Source organism: Streptomyces sp. cf386 (assembly GCF_900103585.1).
Lineage (GTDB): Bacteria > Actinomycetota > Actinomycetes > Streptomycetales > Streptomycetaceae > Streptomyces.
This window is the reverse complement of the sequence record NZ_FNHV01000007.1, coordinates 1-17670: the sequence shown is the minus strand read 5'-3', so window position 1 is coordinate 17670 and position 17670 is coordinate 1. Positions and strand designations below refer to the sequence as shown.

At 69.3% G+C, this 17670-nt stretch carries 18 protein-coding genes and 1 riboswitch; of the genes, 8 read left to right on the top strand and 10 right to left on the bottom strand.

The features are described from left to right. Positions 1-19: 19 nt before the first annotated feature. Positions 20-259, bottom strand: a complete 240-nt coding sequence (locus BLU79_RS18795; RefSeq protein ID WP_093906973.1) for a hypothetical protein — start codon at positions 257-259, stop codon at positions 20-22. 168 nt (positions 260-427) lie between these two features. Between BLU79_RS18795 and BLU79_RS18790 the strand changes: the two genes are divergently transcribed. From BLU79_RS18790 to BLU79_RS18760, 7 genes are all read left to right on the top strand, one after another. Further along, positions 428-1186, top strand: a complete 759-nt coding sequence (locus BLU79_RS18790) for a rhomboid family intramembrane serine protease (RefSeq protein ID WP_093907372.1) — start codon at positions 428-430, stop codon at positions 1184-1186. After that, positions 1183-1464 (top strand): Lrp/AsnC family transcriptional regulator, encoded by a 282-nt coding sequence (locus tag BLU79_RS18785; protein WP_093906972.1) that lies wholly within the window; start codon positions 1183-1185, stop codon positions 1462-1464. The genes BLU79_RS18790 and BLU79_RS18785 overlap by 4 nt, the downstream gene beginning before the upstream one ends. 75 nt (positions 1465-1539) lie before the next feature. Beyond that, a complete protein-coding gene (locus tag BLU79_RS18780) occupies positions 1540-1833 on the top strand; it encodes a small secreted hydrophilic protein (RefSeq protein WP_093907371.1) in 294 nt (97 codons plus the stop codon). Beyond that, a complete protein-coding gene (locus BLU79_RS18775; RefSeq protein ID WP_177001081.1) occupies positions 1769-3256 on the top strand; it encodes a sensor histidine kinase in 1488 nt (495 codons plus the stop codon). The genes BLU79_RS18780 and BLU79_RS18775 overlap by 65 nt, the downstream gene beginning before the upstream one ends. 22 nt (positions 3257-3278) lie before the next feature. Beyond that, the gene (locus BLU79_RS18770; protein WP_093906971.1) at positions 3279-3941 is read left to right on the top strand and encodes a response regulator transcription factor; all 663 of its coding nucleotides are present in this window, start codon (positions 3279-3281) and stop codon (positions 3939-3941) included. Positions 3942-4019: 78 nt separating this feature from the next. Further along, positions 4020-5435, top strand: a complete 1416-nt coding sequence (locus tag BLU79_RS18765; RefSeq protein ID WP_177001080.1) for an SLC13 family permease — start codon at positions 4020-4022, stop codon at positions 5433-5435. Positions 5436-5508: 73 nt separating this feature from the next. After that, positions 5509-6702: a glycerate kinase gene (locus BLU79_RS18760; RefSeq protein WP_093906970.1), complete on the top strand. Its 1194-nt coding sequence runs from the start codon at positions 5509-5511 to the stop codon at positions 6700-6702. Here BLU79_RS18760 and BLU79_RS18755 read toward each other — a convergent pair. The 6 genes from BLU79_RS18755 to BLU79_RS18730 form a co-directional block, all read right to left on the bottom strand. Next, entirely contained in the window at positions 6657-8024 is a 1368-nt protein-coding gene (locus tag BLU79_RS18755; protein ID WP_093906969.1) for an aminotransferase class V-fold PLP-dependent enzyme, read from the bottom strand. The genes BLU79_RS18760 and BLU79_RS18755 overlap by 46 nt on opposite strands. Positions 8025-8169: 145 nt before the next feature. Continuing rightward, positions 8170-8286: riboswitch (SAM riboswitch) on the bottom strand. Positions 8287-8371: 85 nt separating this feature from the next. Further along, complete coding sequence (gene trpD / locus BLU79_RS18750) at positions 8372-9436, bottom strand: anthranilate phosphoribosyltransferase (protein WP_093906968.1); 1065 nt, start codon at positions 9434-9436, stop codon at positions 8372-8374. A 188-nt stretch (positions 9437-9624) separates the two neighbouring features. Further along, complete coding sequence (locus tag BLU79_RS18745; protein ID WP_093906967.1) at positions 9625-11262, bottom strand: cytochrome bc1 complex cytochrome b subunit; 1638 nt, start codon at positions 11260-11262, stop codon at positions 9625-9627. Further along, on the bottom strand, positions 11259-12308 hold the full coding sequence (locus BLU79_RS18740; protein WP_093906966.1) for a cytochrome bc1 complex Rieske iron-sulfur subunit: 1050 nt from the start codon (positions 12306-12308) through the stop codon (positions 11259-11261). Before BLU79_RS18740 ends, BLU79_RS18745 begins: the two co-directional genes overlap by 4 nt. Next, entirely contained in the window at positions 12305-13117 is an 813-nt protein-coding gene (locus tag BLU79_RS18735) for a cytochrome bc1 complex diheme cytochrome c subunit (protein WP_093906965.1), read from the bottom strand. Before BLU79_RS18735 ends, BLU79_RS18740 begins: the two co-directional genes overlap by 4 nt. A gap of 79 nt (positions 13118-13196) precedes the next feature. Beyond that, positions 13197-13817: an aa3-type cytochrome oxidase subunit III gene (locus BLU79_RS18730; RefSeq protein WP_093906964.1), complete on the bottom strand. Its 621-nt coding sequence runs from the start codon at positions 13815-13817 to the stop codon at positions 13197-13199. Positions 13818-13962: 145 nt separating this feature from the next. Here BLU79_RS18730 and BLU79_RS18725 point away from each other — a divergent pair, with 145 nt between their 5' ends. Then, positions 13963-14364: a response regulator gene (locus BLU79_RS18725; RefSeq protein WP_093906963.1), complete on the top strand. Its 402-nt coding sequence runs from the start codon at positions 13963-13965 to the stop codon at positions 14362-14364. A gap of 96 nt (positions 14365-14460) precedes the next feature. Here the strand turns inward: BLU79_RS18725 and BLU79_RS18720 are convergent, their stop codons facing one another. The 3 genes from BLU79_RS18720 to BLU79_RS18710 form a co-directional block, all read right to left on the bottom strand. Continuing rightward, positions 14461-15726 (bottom strand): L,D-transpeptidase, encoded by a 1266-nt coding sequence (locus BLU79_RS18720; protein ID WP_093906962.1) that lies wholly within the window; start codon positions 15724-15726, stop codon positions 14461-14463. A 131-nt stretch (positions 15727-15857) separates the two neighbouring features. Further along, positions 15858-16256, bottom strand: a complete 399-nt coding sequence (locus tag BLU79_RS18715) for a cytochrome c oxidase subunit 4 (protein WP_093906961.1) — start codon at positions 16254-16256, stop codon at positions 15858-15860. Continuing rightward, positions 16253-17670: aa3-type cytochrome oxidase subunit I (locus BLU79_RS18710; protein WP_093906960.1), on the bottom strand; the 1418-nt coding region annotated here is incomplete at its 5' end. The genes BLU79_RS18710 and BLU79_RS18715, both read right to left, overlap by 4 nt.

Here is a 17670-nt window from a genome sequence, read left to right as displayed (position 1 = left end):
GTGCGGGGCCGCGCTCCCGTCAGGAGTCGGCGCCCGGCCTGTCCACGAGTTCCACCTTGTCCACGGCGTTGCACCAGCGGCAGCGCACCGACTCGATCGTCTCACTGAGCACCTCGCGCTCCTCGACCTTCGGCGCACCGGCCAGATCGAGGTGGATGTACTCCACGACCTTGGACGAGCGCGTCACGTCGAAGCGCGTGAGGTTGCCGCAGAGGGTGCAGCGCCACCGCGTCGTGTCGGTCGGCAGGGGAACCGTCATCGTGACCGTGCTCTTTTCCTTCTAGGTCTTCTATTGTCAGTGACGCTTCGGGACTCCCCGGTGCGTGTGGCTCGTAACCCTACGGCCTGGCGGGTACTCACCGCCTGTCCGTCTCGGGCGGCGAGGCGGTCTGTGCGGCTGCGTCCCGTTACGTCATGCTCTGTGTTCATGATCGGCGACTGGAGCGTGGCGCATTTCGGGACGCGGTTCGGCAGGGCGGGCCGATCGGCCCGGCGGTCGCCGGCGCCGGTGACGTACGGGCTGATCGCCCTGTGCTCGCTGCTCTTCCTGATCGGCCCGGCCGCGGGGCTCAATCCGACGTACGGCTCCGGCGAGGGGCTGCTCGCCGCGCAGCGGGCCTATTTCCACCGCTGGGGCGTGGTCCCCGCGGAGCTGTTCAAGGGGACGCCCCGGGCCGCCCTCACTCCTGCCACGGCCCTCTTCGTGCACGGCAGCTGGGTGCACCTGCTCGGCAACATGCTCTTCCTCTACGTCTTCGGCGCGATGACCGAGGATCGGATGGGCCGCGTCCAGTTCACGCTCTTCTACCTCGGCTGCGGCTACCTGGCCCTGCTGGGCTACGCGGCCGCCAACGACGACTCCACCCAGTCCCTGGTCGGCGCGTCCGGGGCGATCTCGGCCGTCCTCGGCGCGTTCCTGTTCCTCTTCCCCGGGGCGCGCGTGACAAGCCTGCTCCCGTTCCTGCTCTTCCTGCCGCTGCGCTTCCCGGCCTGGGTGGTGCTGCCCTTCTGGGTGGCCCTGCAGTGGGTGGCGGCGGGGCGGGCGGACCAGGGGCCGGGGGTGGCGTACCTGGCGCACCTGGTGGGCTTCGGACTGGGCTTCGGCTTCGCGTGGGCCCGCTTCGGACGTCCTACTAGAGTGAAGCCCGTCCCAGCTCCGGCCCCCGAGGGAGAGAACCAACCGTGATCACCGCGATCGTCCTCATCAAGACCAGCGTGGACCGGATCCCCGAGATCGCGGAGCGGATCGCTTCGCTGGAGAGCGTCACCGAGGTGTTCTCGGTCACCGGTACGTACGACCTGATCGCCATGGTGCGGGTGAAGCAGCACGAGGATCTCGCCGAGGTCATCCCCGGCCGGATCAGCAAGATCCCCGGCGTCGAGGCGACGGACACCCATGTGGCGTTCCGTACGTACTCCCAGCACGACATCGAGGCCGCGTTCGCCATCGGCCTGGACAACTGAGCGGTGCCCCAGGATGAAGAGTTCTTCATCCTGGGCTCATCCTCACGACCGGGCGGCCGCGGCAGGCTCGGACGCATGGTCTTCTCGCATCGGATCGCGGCCCTGGCCGCCGTAGTGGCGATTCCGCTCGGCATCGCCGCGACCAGCTTCGCCCTCACCGACAGTCCGGAGTCTCCCAAGGTCCCGGCCAAGGTGGAGCTGGAGAGCGGCTCCCCCACGCCGACGCCCACCCGGCCCGCACCGACGCCGAGCGACGAGGTCGTGTCCCGGCCCCCCGTGACCGACAGCCCCGCGAGTGACGACGATGACGACGCCCCCGACCGGGAGACCGGAGACGACGACCGTGGCGAACCCGGGGACGACGGCTGAGCCTGTGCGCCGTCGTATCTCCGCCCGGGTCCGCATCCTGCTCTGGCTGCTGCTGGTGATGGCCGTGGGACTCGTGTCGGTGGCGACGACCACGCGCTCGATCCTGCTGCGGGACGTCGACCACCGGGTGAACGGGCTGCTCGCGCAGGAGGCCGGGGAGTTCGCCAACTTCGAGGAGCGGGGTGTCGACCCCGAGACCGGCCGTCCGTTCACGGATCCGTCGCGGCTGCTGCGGGAGTTCCTGGTACGGCAGTACGCCGACCCGGACGAGGAGCTGATCGGCCTGGTGGGCCGGCCGGGCCACACCCCGGCGCAGATCATCCAGCCGCGCGACATCCCCGTCGCCCTGCCCCTGCACAAGGACGCCGACGCCCGTCGCCGTATCTTCGACTCCGCCGACTCCACGGGCACGCTGCAGCGCGCGTCGGGCGAGATCCGCTGGGCGAAGGTGGCCGTCGCCCGGGCCGGCGGCGAGACGGAGGCCGCGTTCGTGGTCGCCTTCCACCCAGGGCGCGAACAGGCCGCCGTGAACGATGAGTTCCGGATCCTGCTGGCCATCTCCGGGGTCGCCCTGCTGATGATGACCGGCATCGGCTGGGCGGTCTCCGGGCGCATCCTCAAGCCCGTACGCCTGGTCCGCACAGCGGCGGCGCAGCTCACCGAGCAGGACCTCACCCGCCGCATCCCGGTGCACGGACGCGACGACATCGCCGCGCTGGCGGAGACCTTCAACGCCATGCTCGACCGGCTGGAGCGCGCCTTCGCCGCCCAGCGCCAGTTCGTCGACGACGCGGGCCACGAGCTGCGCACGCCGATCACGATCGTGCGCGGCCATCTGGAGCTGATGGGCGACGATCCGGCCGAGCGCGAGGAGACCATACGGCTGGTCACCGACGAGCTGGACCGGATGAGCCGCATCGTCGAGGACCTGCTGCTGCTCGCCAAGTCCGAGCGCCCCGACTTCGTCACCCCGGAGCCGGTCCAGCTGGCCGAGCTCACCGCCGACGTCTACGTCAAGGCCCGCACCCTCGGCGAGCGCGACTGGCAGCTCGCCGAGGTCGCTGACATCGAGGCCGAGCTGGACCCGCAGCGGATCACCCAGGCGATGGTCCAGCTCGCCCAGAACGCCGTGCAGCACACCGCGCCCGGGCAGACCGTCCGGATCGGCTCCCGCGCCGACGGGCCGGGTGTCGAGCTGTACGTCGCCGACTCCGGGTGCGGTGTCCAGCCGCAGGACGCCGAGGTGATCTTCGAACGGTTCCGGCGCGGCACGTCCCGCCGCGGCGCCCGGGGCTCCGGCGCGGGGCTCGGCCTGTCGATCGTCCGGGCGATCGCGGAGGCCCACGGCGGCCGGATCGGGCTGCGCGACACCGAGGGCGGCGGCGCCACCTTCGTACTGACCCTGGAAGAGGCCCGTGCATGAGCGTGAACGAAGAGGTGCGCCCGTGAACCGCATTCTGATCGTCGAGGACGAGGAACGCATCGCGTCCTTCGTCGAGAAGGGCCTGCGCGCAGGCGGCTTCACCACGACCGTCGTAGGCGACGGCGACGCGGCCTACGAGTACGCCCTCACCGGCGGCTTCGACCTGGTCGTCCTGGACATCGGCCTGCCCGGCCGGGACGGCTTCACCGTGCTGCGCGAGCTGCGCGAGGCACGGGTGACGGTCCCGGTGATCGTGCTGACCGCCCGGGACTCCGTACGGGACACGGTGGCCGGTCTGGAGGGCGGCGCCGACGACTGGATGACCAAGCCGTTCCGCTTCGAGGAGCTGCTCGCCCGGGTACGGCTCCGCCTGCGTACGGCGGCCCGGGCGCCCGAGGTGACGGTGCTGCGGTCCGGCTCGCTCACCCTGGACCTGCGCACCCGGCGGGCGCGGGCCGACGAGCGGACTGTGGACCTGACGGCCCGTGAGTTCGTGCTGCTGGAGCTGTTCCTGAGGCATCCGGGGCAGGTACTCTCCCGCGAGCAGATCCTGTCGCACGTGTGGGGCTACGACTTCGACCCCGGCTCCAACATCGTGGACGTGTATGTACGGGCACTGCGCAAGAAGCTCGGTGCCGAGCGGGTCGAGACGGTGCGCGGCGTGGGGTACCGCCTGTCCGCCTGAAGTCCCCTTCCGCCCGCGTGAAGTCTCCTTCATGTACGGCTCATCGAAGGCTCACCCCCCGGGTGAACCCTCGATGACGTGACCCTGAACCTCCGTCTGGGCGCGGCCCTCTGCGCGGCGCTCTCCCTGTGCGCACTGCTCGCGGTGCCCGGCAACTTCCCGGGCCTCGGCGCCGACGCCCGTCTCACCCTCGCCGTCTTCGCCCTGGCGACCTGCGCCTGGGTCGCCACTCCGGTCGACGACACCTACATCGCGCTGGGCGCCGGACTGGCCCTGACGGTGACCGGGGTGATCAGCAGCGACACCCTCTTCGGCACCCTCGGCGACTCCACGGTGTGGCTGCTGATCTGCGCCTTCGTGCTGGCGGCCGCGGTGACCCGGACCGGGCTCGCGGGGCGGGCGGCGGCGTTCCTGGTCGGCGGGGCGCGCACCGTACGCCAGCTCGTGCACCTGACCACGGCCGCCCTGGTCGTCACGGCGTTCGCGGTGCCGGCCACCTCGGGGCGGGCCGCCCTCGCGCTGCCGGTGTTCCTCGCGCTGGCCAAGGTCCTGGCCGACCGGAAACGGCTCGTCGTGATGCTGGCGCTGCTGTTCCCGACCGTGATCCTGCTGTCGGCGGTGGCGACCCTGATCGGGGCGGGCGCGCATCTGATCACCGTGTCGGTGCTGTGGCAGGCCACCGGCGACCGGATCGGCTTCACCGAGTGGCTGCTGCTCGGCCTGCCGCTGGCCGTGGCGTCGTCCCACCTGGCCGCCGAGGCCGTCCTGCTGACGGCCACCCGGCGCGCTGACCGCAAGGGCCCGGTGCACATCACCGCCGAGCAGATCCAGGAGCACAGCGACCATCCGGTCACCGGCCCCTGGTCGCAGGCCGAGAAGCGCTGCGCGCTGCTGCTCGGCACGGTCGTCGTGCTGTGGTGCAGCGAGCCGCTGCACCGGGTGCCGCCCGCTGTGGTGGCGCTGATCGGCGCGGTGGTGGCGGCCTCCCCGGCCCTCGGCACAGTGCACCTGAAGGACGCGCTGAAGACGGTCCCCTGGTCGCTGCTGCTGTTCATGGCCGCAACGATGGCGATGGGCGTCGCACTCGCCGACTCGGGAGCGGCGAAATGGCTGGTCGACGGGCTCCCCGCGGGCGTCAGCCCGCTGCTGTTCCTGGCCGTGGTGATCGTGATCAGCACAGCGGCCCACCTGATTCTGCAGTCCCGCTCGGCCCGCTCGTCGGTCCTGGTCCCGCTGGTGGTCGCGGCTGCCGTCGGCGCCGGCGTCAACCCGGTCGCCGCCGCACTGGCGTCCACCGCGGCGGCCGGCTTCTGCCACACCCTCCCGGCCTCCGCCAAGCCGGTCACCCTCTTCTCCGACCTCCCCGGAACGCCCACCTACACCCCGCGCGACCTGCTCCGCCTGTCCGCCGTCCTGGCCCCGCTGACCGCCGCCCTCGTCCTGCTGTTCGCCGTCGCGGTGTGGCCGCTGCTCGGCGTACCCATGACCCGCTGACCGATCACAGCACCGTGCCCCTTGGGGCATTGCCGCAGCGCAGCGACTTCACCCGACCTACCCAGGAGATCTGATGCTGACCCGAGTCGTCGTAGCCCCCAGCGGCTTCAAGGAGTCCCTGTCCGCCCAGGCCGCCGCCGACGCCATCGCGGACGGCGTCCGCCGGGTACTCCCGGACGCCGTGCTCGACCTGATCCCCCTGGTGGACGGCGGCGAGGGCACCGCAGCGGCCCTCGCCGCCGCGACCGGCGGACGCCTCGTCGCGCTGCCCGCCACGGGCCCGGTCGGCGAACGGATCGGCACGCACTTCGCCCTGCTGGGCTCCCAGGACACGGCGGTCGTGGAGATGGCCGCGGTGGCCGGGCTGTCCCTCGTCCCCCGCTCCCTGCGCGACCCGGGTGCGACGACGACGTACGGCGTCGGCGAACTCATCGGCGCCGCGCTCGACACGGGCGTACGGCGCATCCTGATCGGCTGCGGCGATTCGGGTACGTCCGACGGGGGCGCCGGCGCGCTCCAGGCCCTCGGCGCCCGACTGCTGGACGTCGACGGCTTTGAACTCCCGCACGGCGGAGGCGAGTTGACGCGCCTCGCCCGGATCGACCCGTCCGGCCTGGACCCGAGGCTGCGGGACGTGGAGCTGCTCGTCGCCTGCAATCCGTACAACGTGCTGTGCGGCGAGCGCGGCGTGGCCCGTGTCTTCGGCCCGCAGAAGGGGGCGACGCCCGCTCAGGTCGAGCACCTGTCGGCGGGCCTGGAGAACTGGGCCGACGTCCTCACCCGCGATCTCGCCGTCACCCGCACCGACCTGCGCCACGGCGACGGCACGGGTGCCTCCGGCGGTCTGGGCGCGGGCCTCGCCGCCCTGGGCGCCCGGCTCCTCCCCCGCTTCGACGTGCTGCTGGACCACCTCGACCTGGACGCCCGCCTCGCCCGCGCCGACCTGGTCGTCACCGCCGAGGGCGCCCTGGACCACCAGACGCCCAGGGGCAAGGTCCCGGCCGAGGTGGCCCGCCGGGCCAAGCTGTACGGCCGCCCGGTGCTCGTGCTGGCGGGCACGCTCGGCGAGGGCGCGCACGAGGTGCCGGGCGTGGACGCGTTCAGCGGGATCCTGCCGGCGCCGATGGCCCTGGCGGAGGCCCTGGTGCGGGCCTCCGAACTCCTCACGGACGCGACCGAGCGCGCCCTGCGGATGATCCTGCTGGGCGCCCGGCTACCGGCTCACGCGGAGGTGTCCGGGACGCAACGACCGTCCTCCGTGCGGTAGTTCCACTGCGCGCCGACCTGGACGAGCTCCTTCACGGCGCCCACGAACCGCTCGACGTGCTCGTCCGGCGTACCGGCCCCGAAGCTCACCCGGATGGCGTTGAGGGACTTCTCGCCGGGAGCGGCCTCAGGGGCGCCGCACTCGCCCTGCGTCTGCGGGTCGCTGCCCAGCAGGGTCCGGACGAGGGGGTGGGCGCAGAACAGCCCGTCCCGCACCCCGATGCCGTACTCGGCGGAGAGCGCGGCGGCGAAGTGGGAGCTGTTCCAGCCCTCGACGACGAAGGAGATGACACCGACGCGCGGGGCGTCGTCACCGAAGAGGGAGAGGATCCGCACCTCGGGAACCTCGGCGAGCCCCGCCCGCACCTTCTCGATCAGGTACTCCTCACGGGCGACCAGGTTGTCGAACCCGGCCTCGGTGAGCGCCTTGCAGGCCGAGGCGATGGAGTAGGCGCCGATGACGTTGGGCGACCCGGCCTCGTGCCGTGCGGCGCTCTCGTGCCACTCGACGTCCACTCCCCCGTCCTCCCGCCGGCTGACCTTGCGGCTGGCACCGCCGCCCGCGAGGTACGGCTCCGCCTCGCGCAGCCAGTCGGCGCGCCCGGCCAGGACGCCCGAGCCGAAGGGGGCGTACAGCTTGTGCCCGGAGAAGGCGACCCAGTCGACGTCGAGGTCGCGCACGGAGACCGGGTGGTGGGGGGCCAGCTGGGCGGCGTCGAGGACGATCCGGGCGCCGTGCGCGTGGGCGGCGGCGGCCAGCTCGCGGACCGGCCACAGCTCGCCGGTGACGTTCGAGGCGCCGGTGACGCAGACCAGGGCCGGGCCGTAGGGGTCGCGGTCGGCGAGGGCACGCTCCAGGGTCTCGACGGCCTGGCGGGGGGTGCGGGGCGCGTTGAGGTAGGTGACGCGGGCGTCCCGCCAGGGCAGCAGCGAGGCGTGGTGCTCGGTCTCGAAGACGAAGACCTGGCAGTCGGCCGGGAGGGCGGCGGCGAGCAGGTTGAGCGAGTCGGTGGTGGACCGGGTGAAGACGATCTGGTCGCCGTCCCGGCAGTCGAGGAACTCGGCGACCGTCCGGCGGGCGTTCTCGAAGAGGTCGGTGGAGAGCTGGGAAAGGTAACCGGCGCCGCGGTGGACGCTGCCGTAGTACGGCGCGTAGGCGGCGACGTCGTCCCAGACGCGCTGCAGGGCCGGGGCGCTGGCGGCGTAGTCGAGCGCGGCGTAGGTGACCTCGCCGCCGGTGACGAGCGGCACGGTGACATCTCGACCCAGAACGGGCAGCGGGGCGCAAATGGTCCGGGCGGCGGCAGCGGTGGAGACAGACATGGGGGAACTCCCGTGAGAGACATGCCGATTGAAGGCATGCAGGAAAAGAGAAAAGGGTGCGCGGAGGCGGGGCTCAGCAGCCCTATCGCATTCGCTTGCTCACGGAAGACTCCCTCGAACGACCAGGACCCCTGGTTTCGAGAGGGGCCCGCGCTTGCCGTAGACCTCGCTGCCTACGGCCTGGTCTTCACCCGGGGCACCCCGCCACGGACGGAGGGTTGCCGGACAGTCGGCCGGGGCCTCATGACTGTCACTCATGACCTGGTCCAATATCCTGCCACACGATCTTCAGCACGCAAGGCGCAGTCCAGATTCCGGACTGCGCCTTGCGTCACATCATGTGGACCTCAGGCGTTGCTGGCCGCCACCCAACGCTCCAGCGTCCGCTTCGCCGTCCCCGAGTCGATCGACTCCGCCGCCCTCGCCATGCCGAGCCGGATCTGCTCGGTGAGCGGAGCGCCCGTCGGCTCCAACGCCACCAGCGCCGCAGCCGAGTTGAGCAGTACGGCGTCCCGTACAGGCCCCGTCTCGCCCTCCAGCAGCCGTCGCGCGACCTCGGCGTTGTACGAGGCGTCCGCGCCCCTCAGGGCCTCCACCGGCACGAGGTCGATGCCGACGTCGCGCGGGTCGAAGCCCTCCTCGGTCACCTTGCCGTCCCGGACGACCCACACACGCGAAGTGGCCGTCGTCGTCAGCTCGTCGAGACCGTCGTCGCCGCGGAACACCAGCGCGGACGAGCCGCGCTCGGCCAGTACGCCGGCGATGAGGCCCGCCATCCGGGTGTCGAAGCAGCCGACGGCCGAGGAGGTGACGCGGGCGGGGTTGGTCAGCGGGCCGAGGAGGTTGAACGAGGTCGGAATCCCCAGGTCCCGCCGTACGCCACCGACGAACCGCATCGAGGGGTGGAACTTGGCCGCGAAGCAGAAGGTGATACCGGCCTCGTCCACGACCCGCGCCACGCCCTCCGGCGACAGGTCGAGGTTGATGCCGAGCTTCTCCAGCACGTCGGACGAGCCGCTCGCCGAGGACGACGCCCGGTTGCCGTGCTTGACGACCTTCGCCCCGGCGCCCGCGATCACGATGGCGGACATCGTGGAGATGTTGACCGTCTTGGCCCGGTCACCACCGGTGCCGACGATGTCGACGGCCGGTCCGGGAATGTCCAGCGGCTGGGCGTGGGCGTACATCGCCTCGACGAGACCGTTGATCTCCTCGACCGTCTCGCCCTTGGCCCGCAGCGCCACCATGAAGCCGGCGATCTGGGCGTCCGAGGCCTCGCCGCTCATGAAGCGGTCCATCGCCCATGCCGTGTCGGCGGCGCTCAGGTCCCGTCCGCCGAGCAGGGCACTCAGCACCTCGGGCCAGGAGCGGGCCGCCGCGGTGTCGCCTCCAGCGGGGGTCACAGCGCTCATAAGCCGCTCCAGGGTCAGGCGTCCCGCACTGCGGGACGAGAGTCTCAACAGGTCCACCCTATCCAGCCCCGGGACCCGGAGAAGGGCCCCGTCCGAAGACCGGACGGAGCCCTCACCCCGGCACGGCCGAGGGCCCCACCCGTTCAACCGGATGGGGCCCTCAGCCGTGGCGTGGCGAAACGCAGCGATCAGTGGTGGCCGTGGCCGCTCGTGATCTCCTTGTACTCCTCGACCGTCGGCTTGGGGATCTGGCCGTCCTCGCCGAAGTACGACTCGCTGAGCTTGGCGCGCAGCTTCTCGGAGCCCTTCACCTTGCGCTCGACGCCGTTCTCGTCGACCGTCGGGCCGATCTCCAGCGGCTGGTACTGCTCGTGCGCGGTGAGGGTGTGCAGCGCGTCCTGGCTGAGCGGCTCGTGCACCTCGATGAACTCACCGTGCGGCAGGCGCTTGATGATGCCCGACTCGCGGCCGTGCAGCACCTTGTCCTTGTCCCGGCGCTGCAGGCCCAGGCAGATCCGCTTGGTGACGATGAACGCGATGACCGGTCCGGCGAAGAACCCGATCCGGACGAACCAGGTGACCGCGTTGATCGACAGGTGGAAGTGGGTGGCCCACAGGTCGTTGCCACCGCCGACCAGGCCGATCATGTACACCGTGATCCAGGCGACACCGAACGCGGTACGCGTCGGGGCGTTGCGCGGGCGGTCCAGGATGTGGTGCTCGCGCTTGTCGCCGGTGACCCAGGACTCGATGAACGGGTAGACCGCGATCGCGCCCAGCACCAGACCGAAGAGAACCAGCGGGATGAACACGCCCAGGACGAGCGTGTGACCCCAGAAGTTGACTTCCCAGCCCGGCATGTAGCGGACCAGACCCTCGGCGAAGCCCATGTACCAGTCGGGCTGGGCGCCCGTGGACACCATGTCCGGACGGTAGGGACCCATGGCCCAGATCGGGTTGATCTGCGCGACCGCCGCGATGACCGCGATGACACCGAAGACCAGGAAGAAGAAGCCTCCGGCCTTGGCCATGTAGACCGGCAGCAGCGGCATGCCGACGACGTTCTTGTTGTTCTTTCCGGGGCCCGAGAACTGCGTGTGCTTGTGGTAGAAGACCAGGATCAGATGGCCGACCACCAGACCGAGCATGATGCCCGGCAGCAGCAGGATGTGGATCGAGTAGAAGCGGGCAACGAAGTCGACGCCCGGGAACTCGCCGCCGAAGAGGAAGAACGAGATGTACGTGCCGACGATCGGCATGGACAGGATCGCGCCCTCGGTGAAGCGCACACCGGTGCCGGAGAGCAGGTCGTCCGGGAGCGAGTAGCCGGTGAAACCGGTGAACATGCCCAGGACGAACAGCAGGAAGCCGAACAGCCAGTTGATCTCTCGCGGCTTGCGGAACGCGCCCGTGAAGAACACGCGCATCATGTGCACGAACATGCCGGCGAGGAAGATCAGCGCCGCCCAGTGGTGGATCTGCCGGATGAGCAGACCACCGCGGACGTCGAAGGAGATGTGCAGCGTCGAGCTGAACGCCTCCGACATGAGCTGACCCTGCAGCGGGACGTAGCTGCCGTGGTACTCCACCTCGTTCATCGACGGGTGGAAGAACAGCGTCAGATACACACCCGTGAGGATGATGATGATGAAGCTGTAGAGGCAGACCTCACCCAACATGAACGACCAGTGGTCGGGGAAGATCTTGCGCATGTTGGCCTTGGCCAGGGAGTAGATCCCCAGCCGGCCGTCGGCCCAGTCGGCGACGCGCTCGCCGGCCGGTGCCTTCCCGCGTGCGCGGGACTCGGTGGTCTCTGTAGTGCTCATCCGCGCTCCCAGAATGCAGGACCGACGGGCTCTTCGAAGTCGCCGAGCGCCTCGAGGTAGCCCTCGTCGTTCACGCCGATGCGCAGCTGCGGCAGGGCGTGGCCGGCGGGGCCGAAGATCACTCGGGCACCGTCGGAGAGGTCGAAGGTGGACTGGTGGCAGGGGCAGAGCACGTGGTGCGTCTGCTGCTCGTACAGGGAGATCGGGCAACCGACGTGGGTGCAGATCTTCGAGTACGCGACGATCCCCTGGTAGGACCAGTCGAGCTCCTGCTTGTCCTTGATGTCGTCGGGCTGGAGCCGGACGATCATCAGGGCGGCCTTGGCGATCTCGTTCTGGAAGTCGTGGTCGTGCTCCTCCAGGCCCTCCGGCTTGGCGAAGGTGAGGGAGCCGACCGCGACGTCCGAGGGACGCAGCGGCTCGTTGGTGTTCATGTTGACGAGCAGCTTGCCCTTGGACCACAGAGTGTGGCGGAGCTTGGTGCCGGGCAGCGGACCGAGGTCACGCAGCAGGACGACACCGGAGAGCGGGAACAGGGCCAGCGCGCCGAACATGGTGTTGCGGATCAGCTTGCGGCGACCCAGCGCGGACTCCTTGGCGCCCTGCTTGAAGTCGGCCATGACCTTGGCCTTGACCTCGGGCTCAGCCGCGATCGCGTGCCGGTCGTCCGCGACTTCCTCGTCGGACATCAGAGTGCGGGCCCAGTGGACCGCGCCCGCGCCGATGCAGAACAGCGCCGCACCGAGGGTCAGCCCCAGCGCGAAGTTCAGCGCGTTGAGGTGCCCGATCGGGAAGACGAAGATCGACTTGTCGTGCGGGATCGTGACGTACGAGGCGATGAAGCCGACGGTGGCCAGCATCGACACCGTGAACAGCAGGGCGACCGTGCGCTCGGACCGCTTGGCGGCCCGCTCGTCGATGTCCTGGATCCGGTGCTCGTGGGGCGGCAGGCCGGGGTCGGCGAAGGGGTTCTTCTCGTCCGCTACCGCGACGCTGGCGTCCCGCTCAGCGGGCAGGTTCTCTTCTGGAATGTCTTGGCTACTCATGACTTCCTGGCCTTTGCGGTCCGAGCGGCGACCCAGACGGCGACAGCGATCAGTGCGCCGAGACCGAAGATCCAGGAGAAGAGGCCCTCGGTGACCGGCCCGAGGCCGCCCAGCTCCAGACCACCCGGATTCACCGTCTCATCGCTGTTGACCGCGTGCAGGTACGCGATGATGTCCTTCTTGTTCTGCTCCGACAGGGTGGTGTCGGGGAACGAAGGCATGTTCTGCGGGCCGGTCTGCATGGCCTCGTAGATGTGCTTCGGGTCGACGCCCTCAAGGCTCGGCGCGTACTTGCCCTTGGTCAGCGCGCCGCCCTTGCCGGTGAAGTTGTGGCACTGGGCGCAGTTGTTGCGGAAGAGCTCGCCGCCCTTGGCGATGTCCGCGCCCTCGGGGCCGTACTGCTCCTCGGACGGGACGTTCGGGCCGGCGCCCAGCGAGGCGATGTACGCCGCGAGCTGGTCGATCTCGGCCTGGGAGTAGATGTTCTTCTTGGCGGGGACCTGGGCGCCCTGGGAGGTGGCGGCAGGCATACGTCCCGTCGAGACCTGGAAGTCTACGGCGGCGGCGCCGACGCCCACCAGGCTAGGACCGTCGGAGGTGCCCTGACCGCCGGTTCCGTGGCAGCTGGCGCAGCCGACGGCGTAGAGCTTCTTGCCCTCTTCGATGGTGAGGGACTGGGCGGTTTCCTCGGCCTGCGCCTTGTCCGCGGGCGCGAACACGGCGTACAGCCCCCCCGTGCACGCCAGCGCGAGGAGTAGGACGACGACCGCCGCCAGCGGATGGCGTCGTCGTGCGGAGAGCTTTTTCACGGATTACCCCGGTGTCAGGATCTTCTGCGTCGATGCTTCTGGAAAGTGCGTTGTGGAACGCGCGCGGGATCGAGCCCGACTACTTGATCATGTAGATCGTGGCGAAGAGGCCGATCCAGACGACATCGACGAAGTGCCAGTAGTAGGACACGACGATCGCGGCGGTCGCCTGCTCGTGCGTGAACCTCTTGGCCATGTACGTGCGGCCGAGGACCAGCAGGAAGGCGATGAGACCGCCCGTCACGTGCAGGCCGTGGAAGCCGGTGGTCAGGTAGAAGACCGAGCCGTACGGGTCGGACGAGAGCGAGAGGCCCTCGTGCTTGACCAGCTCGGTGTACTCGTACACCTGACCGCCGATGAAGATCGCACCCATGATGAAGGTGACGATGAACCAGCCCCGGAGCTTCTTGACGTCACCGCGCTCGGCGGCGAAGACGCCGAGCTGGCAGGTGAGCGAGGAGAGCACCAGGATCGTGGTGTTCGTCGCCGAGAACGGGAAGTTCAGGGCCGCGGCCTTCTCATGCCAGAAATCGGGCCCCGTCACCGATCGAAGGGTGAAGTACATCGCGAAGAGGGCCGCGAAGAACATCAGCTCGGAACTCAACCAGATGATGGTTCCGACGCTGGTGAGGTTCGGTCGATTGACCGACGGGTGCGCGTGACCCTTGTCTACTGTCGTTGCTGTCGCCACGACCGACATTATGTCGGTCGCTTATCCCGCCCTCACTCCGGGGGGTGCCGTTCGGAGTGTCTTGGGTGTTCGTACCGGTGTTGACGTGGTGTTCAAGGGAGTAGCATCCGGCCCAACGGGCCTGTCCTTACGACGCTGACGTCACGGAGGAACAATGCAGCCGACCGCCACGGTGCTGGTCTACAGCGACGACTCCAACACCCGGGAGCAGGTGCGGGTTGCCTCCGGCCGGCGACCGGCTCCCGACGTGCCCTTGGTCAGGTTCGTGGAGTGCGCTACGCCCGCCGCCGTCATCAAGGCGCTGGACAAGGGCGGGATCGACGTCTGTGTCCTGGATGGCGAGGCGGTGCCCATGGGGGGCATGGGGGTCTGTCGGCAGATCAAGGACGAGGTGTTCAACTGCCCGCCGGTGCTGTTGCTCATCGGGCGGCCGCAGGATGCGTGGCTGGCCACGTGGAGTCGGGCCGAGGCGGCGGTGACGTTGCCTGTGGAGCCGGTGGAGTTCGCGGGGGCGCTGGCTTCCCTGTTGCGGACGAAGCGGCTTCAGAGCGCCTGAGAACTCGGGTTCTGAGGGTTGTGGGGCGACTGCGGGTCCGGCTGGGGCTGGTCGCGCAGTTCCCCGCGCTCCTGAGGGCGTTGCCCCGCTGCCCTCTCAAATGCTCTGGGGCCTCAGTCTCGCCCGTTCCGACGGGCTCGGGCCCTCCGGGATGCCGGCCACCAGGGCGCTGCCGTTGCGCCAGTTGCTCCACGGCAGGTTCCAGTCGCCGAAGCCGTTGCCGAATGGCTCCATGGTGTTGCCGCCCGAGTTGATGACCTTGACGATGTCGCCCTCGCGGACGTTGTCGAAGAACCATGAGGCGTTGGCGGTGCTCATGCCCGTGCAGCCGTGGCTGACGTTGGCGTAACCCTGGGAGCCGACCGACCAGGGGGCCGCGTGGACGTACTCGCCGCTCCAGGTCACGCGGGTGGCGTAGTAGACGGGTAGGTCGTACGACTCCGAGGAGCCCTCCGCTATCCCTATGCTCGTGCCGCGCATGCGTACGAAGTACTCCTTGGCCAGTACGACCTTGACGCCGTTGCGGGTCGCGAAGCCCGGCTTGCCGGTGGTGACGGGCATCGACCTGACGGCCTCGCCGTTCCGGTAGAGCGTCAGCTGGTGCGATGCGGCGTCCGTGACGGCTATGACCTGGTCGCCGATGGTTATTCGCAGGGGCTTGACCTTGCCGCCCCATATTCGGTCGCCGATCTTGACGCCTTCGAGGTTGCTGCGGGCCTGGATCGTGGCGCCGGTGGGCCAGTACTCCTTGGGGCGGTAGTGGAGTTCCTTGTCGTCCACCCAGTGCCAGGTGCCCTCCACGGCGGGCGTGGAGTCGACCTTCAGGGCCCGCTCGACTATGGCGCGCTGCTTCTTGTCCTTGACGGGCTGGTTCAGTGCGGCCGTGATGGGCTGCCCCACGCCGTAGGTGCCCGCCTTCGGGCCGAACTCCACCATCAGATGCTTCTGGGTGGTCGGCCGGCTGGTGTCGAAGGTGAGGACCTTGCGGCCGGGGGCGCCGTCCTCGTCCTCGGTGCTCACCCGCACCGTGTAGCGGGCGTTGGCGGCCAGCGGAGAGGTGCTGTGCCAGCGAGTGCCGTCGGCAGAGAGTTCGCCCGCTACGTAGCGTCCTGCGGCGTCCCTGGCGGTGACGTCCGTGATACGGCCGTCGGAGTCCTCTGCGGTGACTTCCAGGGGCTTGTCGGGGTCGGCCTTCTTGCCGTCGCCCGAGGGGCCGTTGAAGGCGATCTGGTCGGCCGCATCGTAGGGCTCGGCGGCCAGCGGGTTGCCGTCACTGCTGCAGGCGGCGGCACTCGCACCGAGTGCTATCAGCAGGAGCGTGCAGCCTATGACGGTCTTCTCGCGCTGTGCTCTGTTGCTCATGGCTTCACGCTAGGAAGCGGCGTCAGTGGCGGCGCGCCGGGTGACACGTACGGGTGATTTCGATTGCTGCAAAAGCGGGAGCCCGGACGCTCCTGACGGAGTGTCCGGGCTCCCGATGAGCTCGGTTCGTGCTACTGGGTGCGGTTCTCACCGCGGTAGTACTCGAAGACCCAGCCCCAGAGGCCGATCATGATCAGCGGCGCCGAGAAGTACAACAGCCACCAGCCGATGGCGATCGCCAGGAAGGCGAAGGCGCCACCGATCGCGAGGGAGAGCGGCTGCCAGCTGTGCGGGCTGAAGAACCCGACCTCGCCGGCGTCGTCCGCGACGTCCGCTTCCTTGTTGTCCTGCGCACCCGTGTCGACCCGCCGGGCGGTGAAGCCCAGGTAGAAGCCGATCATGATGGACAGACCGAAGGCCAGGAAGAGGGCCGTCGTGCCGGCCGGCTCCTTCGACCACACGCCATAGACGACCGCCATGGCGAGGATGAAGACGCTCAGCCAGATGAACATCTTGCCCTGAACCTTCACTTGCCGGCCTCCTTGCCACCAGCCAGAGCCTTGTCACCGTGAGGTGCGTTCTCGAGCTGGTCGAGGGCGGCGATCTCAGGGTGGTGCAGGTCGAACGCCGGGGATTCGGAACGGATCCGCGGCAGGGTGAGGAAGTTGTGGCGCGGCGGCGGGCAGGACGTGGCCCACTCCAGCGAGCGGCCGTAGCCCCACGGGTCGTCGACGCCGACCGGCTTGCCGTACTTGGCCGTCTTCCACACGTTGTAGAAGAAGGGCAGCAGCGACGCGCCGAGCACGAACGAGCTGATCGTCGAGATCGTGTTCAGGGCGGTGAAACCGTCGGCCGCGAGGTAGTCGGCGTAACGACGCGGCATGCCCTCGGCGCCCAGCCAGTGCTGGACGAGGAAGGTGCCGTGGAAGCCGACGAACAGCGTCCAGAAGGTCATCTTGCCGAGGCGCTCGTCGAGCATCTTGCCGGTCATCTTCGGCCACCAGAAGTGGAAGCCGGAGAACATCGCGAAGACGACGGTGCCGAAGACGACGTAGTGGAAGTGCGCCACCACGAAGTACGAGTCGGAGACGTGGAAGTCCATCGGCGGCGAGGCCAGGATGACACCCGTCAGACCACCGAAGGTGAAGGTGATCAGGAAGCCGGTCGCCCAGAGCATCGGTGTCTCGAAGGACAACGAGCCCTTCCACATGGTGCCGATCCAGTTGAAGAACTTCACGCCTGTCGGTACGGCGATGAGGAACGTCATGAAGGCGAAGAACGGCAACAGCACACCGCCGGTGACGTACATGTGGTGCGCCCACACCGTCACGGACAGACCCGCGATCGCGATGGTCGCCGCGACCAGACCCATGTAGCCGAACATCGGCTTACGGGAGAAGACCGGGATGACCTCGGAAATGATGCCGAAGAACGGCAGCGCGATGATGTACACCTCTGGATGCCCGAAGAACCAGAAGAGGTGTTGCCAGAGCAAGGCTCCGCCGTTGGCCGCGTCGAAGATGTGCGCTCCGAACTTGCGATCCGCCTCCAGCGCGAACAGCGCGGCCGCGAGGACGGGGAAGGCGAGCAGGACCAGGACCGCGGTGAGCAGCACGTTCCACACGAAGATCGGCATGCGGAACATGGTCATGCCGGGGGCGCGCATGCAGATGATCGTGGTGATGAAGTTGACCGCGCCGAGGATGGTGCCGAAGCCGGAGAAGGCCAGACCCATGATCCACATGTCGGCGCCGATGCCCGGCGAGCGGACCGCGTCCGACAGCGGGGAGTAGGCGAACCAGCCGAAGTCGGCCGCACCTTGCGGGGTGAGGAAGCCACCGACCGCGATGAGCGAGCCGAACAGGTACAGCCAGTAGGCGAACATGTTCAGCCGCGGGAACGCCACGTCCGGCGCGCCGATCTGCAGCGGCATGATCCAGTTCG